Genomic DNA, 12,947 nt, shown 5'->3' with positions numbered 1-12,947 from the left:
CTTGCGATGTCTCTAGGATATTCCCGTGGATGGCTCGCTAGGAAAACAAGCCCAGCACGTTGTTAAACCAGCCGAGCACCACGTTCATGGATGACGCGAGGGCGATCGCCAGCAAGGAAACGACGCTCGCCACCCCGAACCCGAACCGCCCGGCGCGCGCATACGCCACGCCGATCAGCGAGGTGAGGAACGTGATTCCGCCGATCAGCAGCACGGCCATCATGAACTTGGGGATGAATGCGAGGAACAGGGTCAGCGCCGCGACGGCGAACACGCCGGCGCCAAGCCAGGCATGGACGCGCTTGGCCTCCGCCTCGGTGCGAACCGTTTCCGGTTCCAGGAGAAAGTCCTCATCCGGCGTATAGGCGCGGGTTGCGGAAAACTGTTGCGGCGGGCGGGCCGAGGGCCGTTTGGTGCCGATGGTCGGTAGCGCGGAGCGGTGCGGAATGTGAAGAGTAGCCATGTATTAAGGCTAGAAATTCGCGCGGGTGCGATCGAGAGATTTCCTCCACCCCTGGATGGAATTCCCCCTCAGCGTTCAGGCTGATCTTGCGGCCCCGCGGAGGGTGCGGGGCTCATCCTTCGCGTTCCTTGCGGTGCAACATTGGATTGCAGCGAGGGGCGCTCGCCCCCGCGCCCGCTAATTGCCCACGTGCGTGGGCGCAAACATCTTCAGGAGCGTCTTAACCACGACGACGTTCGGCCCCTTGGCCTTGAACGCCGCCTCGAGCGCGTCCCCGACATTTTCGGGTTCGACCCGCTCAGCCGGGATGCCAAAGCTTTCGGCGAGCTTCACGAAGTCCGGGCCCGCAAGCTCGGTGGCGGTCGCCTTCCCGAACGCGCCCTCCATATATTCGCGGAGGATGCCATATCCGCCGTCATCGACAATGAGCCAGGTGACCGGGAGGTTGTGTTGGCGGGCGGTGGCCAGTTCCGCGATGGAGTACATCGAGGAGCCGTCGCCGGAGACGGCAAGGACCCTCTGGCCGAGACCCACCGCGCCGCCGAGGGCCGCCGGGTAGGCGTAACCGAGGCCGCCGGCGCCCTGCGCAGAGTGGAATTCGCCCTCGCGGGCATCCCACGCACTCCACCCCCAGTACGCGGCAATGGTCATGTCCCAGAACGTTTGCATGGTGTCCGGAACCGCCGCGCGGACGTCTGCCATAAAGGTGCGCTCGAGGTTGAGGTCCTGCTGGTCAAGCCTGCCCTGAACCTTGGCTAGGGTCGCTGCGACGCGCTTGGCCGCGCCCTCGCGGCCGCTCACCGCGCTGGGCGTCAGGCGTTCGGCAATGGCGTCGAGGGCTTGCCGGGCGTCGGCGCGGATGCCGAGGGCGGGCCGGTTGGACTCCAAGACTCGCGGCTCGGCGTCGATCTGGATAATGCGGCCGCGGGGTTCAAAGGTGAAGTAATTGGAGGTGACCTCTCCGAGCGATGACCCGATCACCAGGAGCACATCGGCTTCCTCTAGAAGGTCAGTGGTGTAGCGGTCTTCGACCCAGGACTGCAGCGACAGCTCATGATTCCACGGGAACGCGCCGTTGCCGCCGGGCGTCATCACGACCGGGGCGTTCAGTTTCTCGGCAACGCTCAAGAGCGCGTCTTTGGCTCCCGCTCTGCGCACACCGCCGCCGGCGATGATGGCGGGTTTTTCCGCTTTCTCCAACCAGGCGATGGCTTCGGTGACGAGTTCGGCGCGCGGCGGGTTGTCGAAGGGCTCGGCGAGCGCGTCCACAACCGGCGGCACCACGATCGGTTCCAACAACACGTTTTGCGGGATCTCAATCCAGACCGGACCGGCCGGCGACGAGATCGCTTCAGTCCAGGCATCTTGAATGGCAGAAGGGATGCCGGAGGCATGCTGGATGAGGCGTTGGCTCTTGGTGACGTTGGCCGCGGAGGCTTTCTGATCATCCAGCTGGTGCAACATGCCCTTTCGCCGGGCACCCAAACCTTCGATCGGAATTTGGCTGGCCACCACGATCATCGGGACACCGGTTGCGTAGGCCTCCTGCAACCCGGCGAGCGCGGTGAGGGCGCCCGGTCCGGTGGAGAGAAAGAGCGCCGGCACCTGGCCGGTGGCGCGGGCGAAACCGTCGGCGGCGAAGGCAGCGTTATTCTCCACCCGGGATGAGACGAACTCGAGATCGGAACGGGACAGTGCGTCGAAAAGGCCCAGCGCGTGCTGACCGGGGATACCGAAAACGGTGGTGGCGCCGAGCGCACTGAGGGTCTCTACCACCAGATCGCCGCCGTTGCGGGTGGCGTTAGTGGTCTCGGCGAGTTGGGCAGCGTTGTCCATGGATGTACTCAATTCCTTGCGGGGGTGCTCTTAGTCTTGCAGACGGATGGTTGGGCTGTCAGCGGGGCCTCAGTTGTTGCGCGGCGCGTTCGCCGGCAGCTCCGACATCAGGGTTATCAAGTCATAGGCCACATGGGAGGCCGCGACACCGGTCATTTCCGCGTGATCATAGGCGGGAGCCACTTCCACCACATCCGCGCCCACCACATTCAGCCCGCGCAAGCCGCGGATGATTTCCAACAGTTCCCGGCTCGTCATGCCGCCGGCTTCCGGAGTACCGGTGCCGGGCGCGTGCGCCGGATCCAACACGTCGATGTCCACCGAAACGTACAGCGGACGGTTGCCAATGCGCTGGCGCAACTTATCCACTACCTCGCGCACCCCCTGGTAGTACACATCCGAGGAGGTGACGATGCCAAACCCAAAGCGGCGATCATCTTCCAGGTCCTTTTTGCCATATAGCGGCCCGCGAGTGCCGACATGGGTGAGCGCCTCGGTGTCCACGATGCCTTCTTCCACCGCGCGGCGGAACGGGGTGCCGTGCGTGTACTCGGCGCCGAAATAGGTGTCCCACGTGTCCAGATGGGCGTCAAAGTGCAGCAACGCCACCGGCCCATGTTGGCTTGCCACATTACGCAACAACGGCAGCGCAATCGTGTGATCGCCGCCCAGGGTGAGGAGCCGTGCCCCGTCCGCGGAAAGCTCCCCGGCAGCAGATTCCATCGTGTCGATGGCTTCATTGATATTGAAGGGATTGACCGCGATGTCCCCGGCGTCTGCCACTTGGGCGAGCGCGAATGGAGACACATCTTGAGCCGGGTTATACGGACGCAAAAGACGGGAGGATTCGCGCACGTGCGTGGACCCAAATCGCGCACCGGGCCGGTAGGAAACACCCGAATCAAAGGGAATGCCCACGACCTTAATATCTGCACGGTCCACCTGGTCAACTCGCGGCAACCGGGCGAAACTCGCCGAACCCACGTAGCGCGGAATGCGGGACGAATCGATCGGGCCCACGTTGCCGCCGTCGCTAATGTGTTGATTCACGTCCATGTAACCCTCCAAGAGTTTTCAAATAAGCACCGCCCGTTTCACCATAGGCTATTTGTGTGGCGCGCTTCGGGTCAAGGCAACCCCGCACCGTGGCATGACCTTGGCATTACCGTGGCCTTGGCAACACCCGCGTAAAGATGTCGTTAAAACGGGGCGCTACCGCCAAACAGCGGGTCTAAGCTCCTAGGGTGAAGACGAGCACCGATGCGTCCATGCCCCCGGCACCTAAGCAAATGGGCCGCGGCGCCACCTCGGAGGAATCCCCCGCTGGCAACGCAGCTGACTCTGGCGAGCCCCAGGCTCCCATGGACTTGGAACGGGCCCGCTTGAGCGGCGACCACCAGAAGATGCGCGCGTGGCTACTCGCCTCCGAACGAGAATCGCAGGTCCCCGAAGAGAAGAAGCAGCCCTGGTGGAAGGTCATGTGCCTCACCGGCGTTGATTACTTCTCCACGTTGGGTTATCAGCCTGCCATTGCAGCATTGGCTGCCGGAGCGCTATCACCCATAGCGACCCTGGTCTTGATTGCCGTAACGCTTTTCGGTGCACTTCCGGTGTACCGGAGAATCGCCAAGGAATCCCCGCACGGCCAGGGTTCGCTAGCGCTCTTGGAAAAGCTTCTCCCCAAGTGGAAGTCCAAGCTGTTGGTGCTCGGACTGTTGGGCTTCGCCGCTACCGACTTTATGATCACCATCACCCTTTCCACCGCTGACGCCTCGGCACACGTGATCGAAAACCCCTTTGCCCCCGAGTGGCTAGAGAGCGCCCAGGTCCCGCTCACCCTCTTTTTCCTGGCTCTGCTCGCCGCGGTATTTCTGCGCGGATTCCGTGAAGCGATCGGCGTTGCGGTCATCTTGGTCGGCGTTTTCCTCGCACTCAACCTGGTCGTGATTCTGGTGGCTATGGGCGAGGTCCTTCAAGCCCCCGGCCTCACCGACGACTGGTTCGCCCGGATGGGTCAAGCCACCGGCGGCAATTGGGTGCTCGGCGTGGCCATTGCGCTGATCCTTTTCCCCAAGTTGGCCCTGGGCATGTCCGGGTTCGAGACCGGCGTCGCGGTGATGCCGCAAGTGCGCGGCAAGGTCACCGACACCGTCACCAACCCGACGGGCCGCATCGCGGGCACCAAGAAACTTTTGACCACCGCGGCGCTCATCATGAGCGGTTTCCTGCTCACCTCCTCCATCGTCACCACCATCCTCATTCCCCCGGCAGAATTTCAGGAGGGCGGCTCCGCTAACGGGCGCGCACTGGCCTACCTCGCGCACAAATACCTCGGCGACATCTTCGGTACCGCCTATGACATCAGCACCATCGCCATCTTGTGGTTTGCCGGCGCGAGCGCCATGGCGGCCATGCTCAACCTCGTTCCGCGCTACCTGCCCAAGTACGGCATGGCACCCAATTGGGCCAACGCGGCCCGCCCGCTGGTCATCGTCTTAACCCTCATTGGCGTCGTCATCACACTCATCTTCCAGGCGGACGTCAACGCCCAGGGCGCCGCATACGCCACCGGCGTGCTCGTGCTCATTTCCTCCGCATCCATCGCGGTGTTGATCTCCGCCTGGCGGCGCCGCCAGAAGCCCGCGATCATCGGCTTTGGCGCCATCACCCTGGTGTTCCTTTACACCACCATCGCGAACATCGTCGAGCGCCCGGACGGCCTGAAAATCGCCCTCATTTTCACTGCGATCATTGTCATCGTCTCCTTCCTTTCACGCATCCGCCGCTCACTGGAGTTGCGCGCCTCGGATGTGCACATGGATCAGCGCGCCCTCGAATTCGTATCCGGCGCCGATGAAGGCACGCTGCGCATCATCGCCCACGAGCCGCGCAAGATCTCCCCGGCCGCCTACCGCCGCAAACTCTGGCACGCCTGCAACGCGAGTAACATCCCGCAGGGCGAGCCCTTCCTCTTCATCGAGGTGGATCTCGATGACGCCTCCGAGTTCGAGAAATCCCTGGAGGTCAAGGGGATCGAACGTAACGGATTCCGCATCCTGCAAGTCCAGGGCAACAACGTCCCGAACACGATCGCCGCCGTCCTGCTGCACATCCGCGACATCACCGGCGTCATGCCGCACGTCTATTTCCGGTGGACCGAGGGCAGCCCGCTACGAAACATGTTCAAGTTCTTGTTCTTTGGCGAAGGCGAGATCGCGCCGGTCACGCGCGAAGTGTTGCGTGAAGCGGAGCCCAACGTTGAGCGCCGGCCCTGGGTGCACGTGAGCTAAGCGCGCGGGCGCACCAAGCGCCGTGTTGGATGTACGACGGCGTGTCCCCGACTAATTCGCTGCTGGCACCAAGGTCCACATCACCTGGGCGGGCTCGGGGTGCGGATTCTCCCAAGAGTGCGGTTCGCGGCCGGGGTAGGTCAGGGTGTCCCCAGCCCGAAGATCAAAACTATCCTCGGCAAAACGCAATGTGAACCGCCCCGAAATCACGTGCAGGACTTCCAGATCGCAGTCCACCGAATACAGTTCGGACTCGCCTTTGCCGCCCGGCTCCACCTCGGCGCGAATGACCTGGACGCGGCGCTCGGCTCGCGAGGTTAACAACCGTTCGGTGATGCCGTTGCCGCCCAGGTTAATGCGCGGCGCATCCGCCGCCGGGGTCAGGTGCAGTTCCGGCGAAGCAAACAATTCGCCCACGTCCACGGAAAGAACCTGGCACAGGGTGAGCAGGCTCGCGACCGAGGGCGAGGTCAAATCGCGTTCCACCCGGCTCAGAAATCCTTTGGTCAGCCCCGCGCTTTCGGCGACCTGCCCGATGGTCATTCGCTGAGCGAGCCGTGCCGCGCGAATACGGGCGCCGATCAAATGGGCGGTGCCGCTGGGTTCCACCGGTAGGGCTTTCATGGGCGCGCTCCTTTCCGCGAGAGCTGTGCACCGCCTCTATGACTTACAGTTGACGTGTCACACAGCCCACCCGTAGCCTATCTGACAACAAAAGTTGCACCAAGAGCAACCGCAGTGGTCTTGCTCACCCGGCGCCGAGGCGCAACGCACTAGGCTACTTCCCCCGCAGGAGCCCCCCGTGGATTTTCTCACCGTCGCGATTATCACGCTCTATCTCGCCGGCATGCTCGTCTTCGGTTGGTGGGGACGCCGCCGCACCAAGGACACCGCAGACTTTTTCGTTGCCGGCCGGCGCCTCGGCCCGCTCCTTTACGTCGGCACGCTATCGGCTTTGGTGCTCGGCGGCGCATCCACTGTGGGAGGGGTCGGGCTCGGCTACAAGTTCGGCCTCTCCGGTATGTGGCTCGTTATCTCCATCGGCGTCGGCGTCATTCTTCTCAGTCTGCTCTTTGCCCGGACCATCTCCCGGCTCAAGATTTACACCGTCTCGCAAATGCTGTCGCTGCGTTACGGCGCAAAGGCCACCCGCGCCTCCTCCATCATCATGTTGCTCTATACGCTCATGCTGGTCGCGACCTCGACCCAGGCCTATGCCACGGTGTTTATCGTTGTCTTTGGCATGGAGCGGTGGCTCGCGATTGCTTTGGGCGGCGTCATCGTTGTCATCTACTCCACCATCGGCGGCATGTGGTCCATCACGCTTGCCGACATGGCGCAGTTCCTGTTCCAAACCATCGGCATTTTCGCGCTCATGCTCCCTTTTACCCTGAGCGCGGCCGGCGGCTGGAGCGGTATCAGCGAACGCCTCGGCGCCCAGTTCACCACCTGGGACTCAATCGGCTGGACAATGATCGGCACCTACTTCATCACCTTCACGCTGGGACTTTTGATCGGCCAGGACATTTGGCAACGGGTGTTCACGGCACGCAGCGAAGGCGTCGCCAAGTGGGGCGGCTTCGCCTCCGGCATTTACGTGGTTCTCTACGGTATCGCCGGGGCCGTGATCGGCATGGCCGCCCGCGCCGCGCTTTCCGGTGACGAGATCGCCGCGAAGGACGATGTCTACGCCCGCATCGCCACCGACCTGCTCCCCGCCGGGATCGGCGCCTTGGTGCTGGCGGCCGCGGTGGCCGCCATGATGTCCACCGCATCCGGCGCGCTCATTGCGGCCGCCACCGTCACCCGGGTGGACATTCTGCCCATGCTCGCCTCCTGGCGCGCCAAGAACGACGGCGATGCCTCCTCGAGCGCGGCGGCCCACCACCCCGAACACCGCGGCACGAGTGAAGCAGAGGAGCTGGGCAAGGACCGCATGTGGGTGCTGATCTACGGCATCATCACAATTATTTTGGCAATTGCGCTCTCCGACGTGGTCGCGGCGTTGACGATCGCCTACAACATTCTGGTGGGCGGGTTGCTGGTTGCCATTGTGGGCGGACTGTTCTTTAAGCGCGGCAACGCGGCCGGCGCGCTCGCCTCAATGGCGGTCGGGTTCTTGGTGACCGTCGGGCTCATGGTCGGTATCGGCGTTGCCGCTGGCGATTGGCAGACCGGTGTATATGCCAATGAACCCATCATTTATGGTTTGCTGGCCGCCTTGGTGAGCTACGTCGTCGTATCTCTTATGACCCCGCCGACCCCGGAAGGTGTGCGGCGCGCGTGGGATGAGCGGCTTTCGCTAGCCCGCAAGAAAACGGGTTAGCTGGTCGGGTTCCACAAGAGCACCACCAGGATGCCCAGCACCCCGGTGAGGATGATTGCGGCGGAGGTCGCGAAGACGGCCCAGACGTCCGCCTCGATGCGTTCGGAGCGAATTCCTGCGTCCATGCGCAGGTAGCGGCGGCGCTGGGTTAGGTAGACGAGGCCCACCGGGATGAGCACGAGCGGGATGAGCGCGAGTGCGGCGGCGCCGTGGGCCGGAACCCAGCGCAAGAAGATGGCTGCGACCACCACCATGGCCATGAGGGTGCGGCCCCAAGCCAGGATGGTGCGTTCGGGTTGGAGACCTGGATCGCGATGCCGTTGTGGGTCAGTGAGATGGCTCATGGCTGCTCATCGCAGGATCACGAATACGATCACGACGGCCGCCGCCAGGCACGCGCCGAGCGCTACGACCGGGGCCAGCACCGGGATGGGGAGCGGTTTGTTGGTGCGCATGGCGCGTTCGACCTGTAGCCAGCGGAAACTGGCGAGCGCCGCGATGATCACCGCGATACCCAGCAAGATGATGGCGATCACCTTGCGGATTTCTGGCACGAAAATATCGACGGTGAATGCCTCGACGGCGATGCCGCCGGCTAGCAGCGCCAGCGAGGTGCGGATCCAGGCCAGGAAGGTGCGCTCGTTAGCGAGGGTGAACCGGGGATCCGGTTCACGTCCGCCGGCCAGCACTCGTCCGGCGAGGCGGCCGCGCCGCGGTGTGTCCTCTGGGCTAGCCACGCTACTTCTTGGCCGAGCTTTCGAGGCCCTGAAGCCCCTGCTTTTCCTCTTCGGGGGTGTAGCCCGAGTGCATGGCCACCGGCTCCGCCTTAGCCCCGCCGCGCTTCGCCTTGCGGGAAGCGTAGAGCAGGTTGAGCGATTCGACGAGGACGGCAAAGGCCATTGGGCCGTAGATCAGGGCCTTATCGATCTTGAGGCCAAAGCCGTCGGCGACCAAGAACACGCCGATCAAGAGCAAGAAGGAGAGCGCCAGCATCTTTACGGTGGGGTGCTTGTTCACGAAGTTGAAGATCCACTTGGACGCGAAGAGCAGGATACCGAAGGACAGGACGACCACCGTAATGATGATCAGCATGTTGTTGGTCATGCCGACTGCGGTGATAACCGAGTCCAGAGAGAAGACCAGGTCCAGGGCGAGAATTTGGGCGAGGACCGCCCCGAATGTTGCCGTGCCGACACCGGACTTGCCGCCATGATCGTCGGTGCCCTCAAGGCGATTGTGGATTTCGCTGACGGCTTTGTAAATGAGGAAGCCGCCGCCGACGATCAAGACTAAATCTCGTCCGGAGAATCCCATGCCGAAGACTTCGAAGAGTTCTTCCTTGAGCGAGATGATCCAGCCGGCAAAGAGAACGAGCACCACTCGCATAAACATGGCGAGGGTCAGGCCGAGAACACGCGCCTTATTCTGCTGTTCTTTAGGCAGTTTAGAGGCAAGGATCGAAATGAAGATGACGTTGTCGACACCCAAGACCACTTCCAAAACGAAGAGCGTGAGGAAGATGGCAATTAAGTCGGGGGTGAACTCTAGTGCGAATTCCATAATTCCATTCTTGATAGATCGTGGCCGCTTGTCGCAATGAGCGCAAAAGTATGTCTTTAGTGTACGGGGCGGTAAGATGATTTGTAGCGAAGGGGAGTAGCTCCACCGATTTTGATTCGAACGCGGATCGGAAGCGTGGAGGCCTGTCGACATACTGGTGTTCTTCACCCGGCAGTCCACCTGGTGCCTTTTGGCGTGACCAGGCGAGCGAGACCTTCGGCCAGATCGATGTGGCCGAATGTCTCTATTTTTTCGGTCACTTTCACCTGACGTGGAAAGAGGGCCTTCGCATGAACCCCGCAGCATCACCTGCCCGGCCTACCTCGGCGCAGATTCGACGTTGGCGCAAATATGTCGCCGATGAGAGGGCCGAGGGCGAGCTTTACAGCCTTCTCGCGCAAAAGCGCGATGGCGAAGACCGAGAAATTCTTCTCCGCCTTGCCGAAGCGGAGAAACGCCACGAAGAACACTGGACTCAGCTACTCGGCGACGAGCTAGGAAACCCGCGCCGAAGCATGTCCAGCCGCATCATGGCGTTTATGGCTAAGTATTTCGGTTCGGTGTTTGTGCTGGCCTTGGCCCAACGCAGTGAGGGACGCTCGCCGTACGCGACCGACCCCGATGCGACACCCACGATGGCAGCGGACGAAGCCATTCACGAGGAAATTGTCCGGGCGCTGGCCAATCACGGCCGCGAAAAGATCTCCGGTAACTTCCGCGCCGCTGTCTTTGGCGCCAATGACGGACTGGTCTCCAACCTGGCGCTGGTGCTTGGCGTCGGCGCGTCGGGGGCGCCCAACTCCTTTATTCTGCTCAGCGGCCTCGCGGGGCTTTTGGCCGGAGCGCTCTCGATGGGCGCCGGCGAGTACGTGTCGGTGCGTTCCCAGCGCGAGCTTTTGAGCGCCTCGCGTCCCACTCAAATTACGTTGAGCGCGGCACCTGACTTGAATTTGGAGGCCAACGAACTGGAACTGGTTTATTTGGCCCGCGGTATGAGCCGGGAGGCTGCCAAGCACCGGGTGAAGGAGCGTTTCGGCGAGCTGGATTGCGATTGCGATCCGAGCCTTTCGGTACGCCCGGAAACGGAGCGCGCGGATCAAGACGAGCTACAGACGGTCGGAACGGGGCTCGGCGCGGCCACCTCCAGCTTCCTCTTTTTCTCCTCTGGCGCGATTGTCCCGGTGATCCCCTACCTGTTAGGTATCACTGGAATCCCAGCCGTGATCACCGCCGCCGTATTGGTTGGTATCGCATTGCTCTTTACCGGCAGCGTGGTGGGCGTGCTTTCGGGCGCGTCCCCGCTCAAGCGGGCGCTTCGCCAGTTGGGCATTGGCTGGGGCGCGGCCGCCGTAACGTACCTGCTGGGTCTGATATTCGGGGTCTCGGCGGGCTAGCGCCGGTATGTTGCGCACCTGGCCGGGGCCGCTCAGAGCCGTTCCGGCTCGGTGCGTAACAGCTTCACCAGTTCGAAGATCGCCCAGGCAAAGAGCAGTATTTGCAACACGTTGCGCGCGCTCAGCAACGCAATCACGCCAGGGTCCAGCACAAAGATCCGGTCGTAAAGAACCGGGTAGATCAGGGTTGTCGCTGCTCCCACAACCAACAATCCGAGCGCGGGGAGTTTCCAGATCTTGGGCCTGGTAGCCAGCCCCACCGCGCAAATCGCTACCAGCCACAGGTTGAACTGCGGCGAGCCGACCTTATTGAACACGATCATGGCCGCGGCCAGCGCGAAGGCCCCGACGGTAATGAGGTCCGCCGAGTGCGCCCCGCGGCGTAGCGCCAACAACATGAGTCCGGCGACCACCACAAGGGACAGGATGAGCAAGGGCTGCATCCACGGTGCAATCCCCTCGGCCATGGGACCCACGATCTCCACCGTATTAATGTCGCGGTTGTAGAAAAAGCGGTTCTGTTCAGCGCCAGAAATCATCGCCCAATAGACCGGAATATTGAACACCGCTTCGGTCTGCATATTGCGGCCGTTCTGCTCGGTGATGAAACCAAACAGGTATTTCGTTGTCCCCGCGAAATAGGTCACTAGGGCCACCGCTATGCTGACTCCCAGTCCGGCAAGGAAAATCTTCAGGCGATTCTTACTGACGATCAGCGCGGCGACAATAATCGAGGCCGGCCAGATCTTGATCCACGTTGCGAGCGCCAAAATTCCTCCGGCAAACACCGGGAGCGCCGCAAGCAAACTCATACCGATGATCGCCAACGGCGCCGAGATACCATCGATGCGGGCCACCGTGACCGGTGCCAGCACTGTGATCGCCACGAGCCACCAGTAGCTCGCCAAGGTTCCGTACCGGGAGCGGCCGGCCCGCGAGAGCACCAGCACCGCCGCTAGGTTGAGCACGGTCACCATAATCACCCAAGCCAGCATGTAGTTCTGGTAACCCAGAATCGCGGAGGCCCAGAAGGGGAGCATCGCCCCCACCGGATACACCCACTTGATGTCAATGGTGTAGCACTCGCCGTTGAGCATGCCGTCGAAGGCCCAGGACCGGTAGCAGTCCACATCGGAAAAGGTCGCGCCGGTGGTGTAGTACGGGAACGTGTAAATGAAGAAGAAAATGTGGACCGCCGCGAAAACCACCATCAATGTGATGGGCGAGGTCACGACGGGCGATCGATACAGATTCTTCACTCCAACATGCTAATTCACCAGCCGCCAACGTAACGATTCCGCCGTCAAAGCCGTGGCGGTCGTCGCGCCGCCTAGAAATCCTACGCCAGCGGGTATATAACGAAACAACCATATGAGACAAAGGGGAAAAGAATGTCTACTCTCAAAGAATCACTCACCAGCGTGGGGAAGACCGTGTGGTGGTTGTTGCTGCTTCGCGGCATTTTTGCCATTATTTTCGGTATTCTCGCACTCGCTAATCCGTTTGGCGCCGCGATCGCACTTGCGATCGTGTTCGGCGCTTACATTTTCGTTGACGGCGTCATCTCAATTGTCGGCGCATTCACGAACCGTGTTCCCGGTTCCGGCTGGGGCTGGCACCTGGTGTGGGGCATCATTTCGGTGATTGCCGGTATTGCCGTGATGGCAACCCCGGGACTCGCAACGCTCGTCGGCCTGTACGTCGTCGCATTCTGGGCCATCGCCTTGGGTGCCGCGCAGATCTTCGGCGCGTTCAGCTTCCGTAAGGAAAGCGGCGGGCAATCGCTGTGGCTCATCCTGTCCGGTTTGATCTCGGTGGTCTTCGGTATTGTCATCCTGGCGATGAACCCGGCCGCCGGCCTCTACGGCATTATGACCACCATCGGGTTCTTCATGATCGCCTTTGGCGTGGTCATGGTGATCCTCGCGTTCCAGGCGCGCGCGGATGCCAAGAAGGCGGGGCTCTAACCCTCCCCTCGTTTCACATCCCCGCACCGCATTTTCATCCCCTCATACGGGTCGTGAAACGCGGTAAGGGGATGCGAAACGCAAAGAACGACGGCGGTGACTCACCTTCTT

Annotated in this window: 12 protein-coding genes; 4 read left to right on the top strand and 8 right to left on the bottom strand. The window is 62.1% G+C overall.

Annotated elements, in window-relative coordinates:
- Positions 1-37: 37 nt before the first annotated feature.
- The 3 genes from O148_RS0111660 to speB all read right to left on the bottom strand — a co-directional run bounded on the left by O148_RS0111660 (position 38) and on the right by speB (position 3,355).
- Positions 38-463, bottom strand: coding sequence for a hypothetical protein (locus tag O148_RS0111660; protein ID WP_026531062.1), 426 nt, complete (start codon positions 461-463; stop codon positions 38-40).
- Positions 464-640: 177 nt separating this feature from the next.
- Positions 641-2,299, bottom strand: a complete 1,659-nt coding sequence (locus O148_RS16325) for a thiamine pyrophosphate-binding protein (protein ID WP_051620150.1) — start codon at positions 2,297-2,299, stop codon at positions 641-643.
- 69 nt (positions 2,300-2,368) lie between these two features.
- Positions 2,369-3,355 (bottom strand): agmatinase, encoded by a 987-nt coding sequence (speB, locus tag O148_RS0111650; protein WP_051620149.1) that lies wholly within the window; start codon positions 3,353-3,355, stop codon positions 2,369-2,371.
- A 305-nt stretch (positions 3,356-3,660) separates the two neighbouring features.
- Here speB and O148_RS0111645 point away from each other — a divergent pair, with 305 nt between their 5' ends.
- Positions 3,661-5,589 (top strand): amino acid permease, encoded by a 1,929-nt coding sequence (locus O148_RS0111645; RefSeq protein ID WP_051620159.1) that lies wholly within the window; start codon positions 3,661-3,663, stop codon positions 5,587-5,589.
- 51 nt (positions 5,590-5,640) lie between these two features.
- Here the strand turns inward: O148_RS0111645 and O148_RS0111640 are convergent, their stop codons facing one another.
- The gene (locus O148_RS0111640) at positions 5,641-6,213 is read right to left on the bottom strand and encodes a helix-turn-helix domain-containing protein (RefSeq protein ID WP_026531059.1); all 573 of its coding nucleotides are present in this window, start codon (positions 6,211-6,213) and stop codon (positions 5,641-5,643) included.
- A 223-nt stretch (positions 6,214-6,436) separates the two neighbouring features.
- On the opposite strand from O148_RS0111640, the gene O148_RS0111635 reads away from it, so the two are divergent.
- Complete coding sequence (locus O148_RS0111635; RefSeq protein WP_084157286.1) at positions 6,437-7,915, top strand: sodium:solute symporter family protein; 1,479 nt, start codon at positions 6,437-6,439, stop codon at positions 7,913-7,915.
- Here the strand turns inward: O148_RS0111635 and O148_RS0111630 are convergent.
- Genes O148_RS0111630 through O148_RS16320 form a run of 3 tightly spaced genes read right to left on the bottom strand, consistent with a single transcriptional unit; the run spans position 7,912 to position 9,475 of the window.
- Entirely contained in the window at positions 7,912-8,259 is a 348-nt protein-coding gene (locus O148_RS0111630; protein WP_026531057.1) for a DUF202 domain-containing protein, read from the bottom strand. The genes O148_RS0111635 and O148_RS0111630 overlap by 4 nt on opposite strands.
- Before the next feature lie 6 nt (positions 8,260-8,265).
- A complete protein-coding gene (locus tag O148_RS0111625) occupies positions 8,266-8,652 on the bottom strand; it encodes a YidH family protein (RefSeq protein ID WP_026531056.1) in 387 nt (128 codons plus the stop codon).
- A gap of 1 nt (position 8,653) precedes the next feature.
- Positions 8,654-9,475 carry a TerC family protein gene (locus tag O148_RS16320; protein WP_084157279.1) on the bottom strand — a complete coding sequence of 274 codons (822 nt, stop codon included), beginning with the start codon at positions 9,473-9,475 and terminating at the stop codon, positions 8,654-8,656.
- Positions 9,476-9,765: 290 nt separating this feature from the next.
- On the opposite strand from O148_RS16320, the gene O148_RS0111615 reads away from it, so the two are divergent.
- Positions 9,766-10,869 (top strand): VIT1/CCC1 transporter family protein, encoded by a 1,104-nt coding sequence (locus tag O148_RS0111615; protein ID WP_026531055.1) that lies wholly within the window; start codon positions 9,766-9,768, stop codon positions 10,867-10,869.
- 32 nt (positions 10,870-10,901) lie between these two features.
- Here O148_RS0111615 and O148_RS0111610 read toward each other — a convergent pair whose 3' ends face one another.
- Positions 10,902-12,128, bottom strand: coding sequence for a glycosyltransferase 87 family protein (locus O148_RS0111610; RefSeq protein WP_157374629.1), 1,227 nt, complete (start codon positions 12,126-12,128; stop codon positions 10,902-10,904).
- Between the two features lie 132 nt (positions 12,129-12,260).
- On the opposite strand from O148_RS0111610, the gene O148_RS0111605 reads away from it, so the two are divergent.
- Complete coding sequence (locus O148_RS0111605; RefSeq protein ID WP_026531053.1) at positions 12,261-12,836, top strand: HdeD family acid-resistance protein; 576 nt, start codon at positions 12,261-12,263, stop codon at positions 12,834-12,836.
- Positions 12,837-12,947 lie beyond the last annotated feature (111 nt).

Origin of the sequence: Haematomicrobium sanguinis DSM 21259, assembly GCF_000688395.1 — a bacterium.
In the GTDB taxonomy this organism is placed as follows: Bacteria; Actinomycetota; Actinomycetes; order Actinomycetales; family Micrococcaceae; genus Haematomicrobium; species Haematomicrobium sanguinis.
The sequence above is the reverse complement of the archived record's forward strand: the minus strand, read 5'-3'. Positions and strand labels throughout refer to the sequence as shown.

What these genes read in the sequence shown, in the direction of transcription:
- speB (WP_051620149.1), bottom strand. Translation starts at nt 3,355, where the DNA reads ATGGACGTGAATCAACACATTAGCGACGGCGGCAACGTGGGCCCGATC.
- O148_RS0111635 (WP_084157286.1), top strand. Translation starts at nt 6,437, where the DNA reads ATGCTCGTCTTCGGTTGGTGGGGACGCCGCCGCACCAAGGACACCGCA.
- O148_RS0111630 (WP_026531057.1), bottom strand. Translation starts at nt 8,259, where the DNA reads ATGAGCCATCTCACTGACCCACAACGGCATCGCGATCCAGGTCTCCAA.
- O148_RS0111640 (WP_026531059.1), bottom strand. Translation starts at nt 6,213, where the DNA reads ATGAAAGCCCTACCGGTGGAACCCAGCGGCACCGCCCATTTGATCGGC.
- O148_RS0111645 (WP_051620159.1), top strand. Translation starts at nt 3,661, where the DNA reads ATGGACTTGGAACGGGCCCGCTTGAGCGGCGACCACCAGAAGATGCGC.
- O148_RS0111660 (WP_026531062.1), bottom strand. Translation starts at nt 463, where the DNA reads ATGGCTACTCTTCACATTCCGCACCGCTCCGCGCTACCGACCATCGGC.
- O148_RS16320 (WP_084157279.1), bottom strand. Translation starts at nt 9,475, where the DNA reads ATGGAATTCGCACTAGAGTTCACCCCCGACTTAATTGCCATCTTCCTC.
- O148_RS0111605 (WP_026531053.1), top strand. Translation starts at nt 12,261, where the DNA reads ATGTCTACTCTCAAAGAATCACTCACCAGCGTGGGGAAGACCGTGTGG.
- O148_RS0111615 (WP_026531055.1), top strand. Translation starts at nt 9,766, where the DNA reads ATGAACCCCGCAGCATCACCTGCCCGGCCTACCTCGGCGCAGATTCGA.
- O148_RS16325 (WP_051620150.1), bottom strand. Translation starts at nt 2,299, where the DNA reads ATGGACAACGCTGCCCAACTCGCCGAGACCACTAACGCCACCCGCAAC.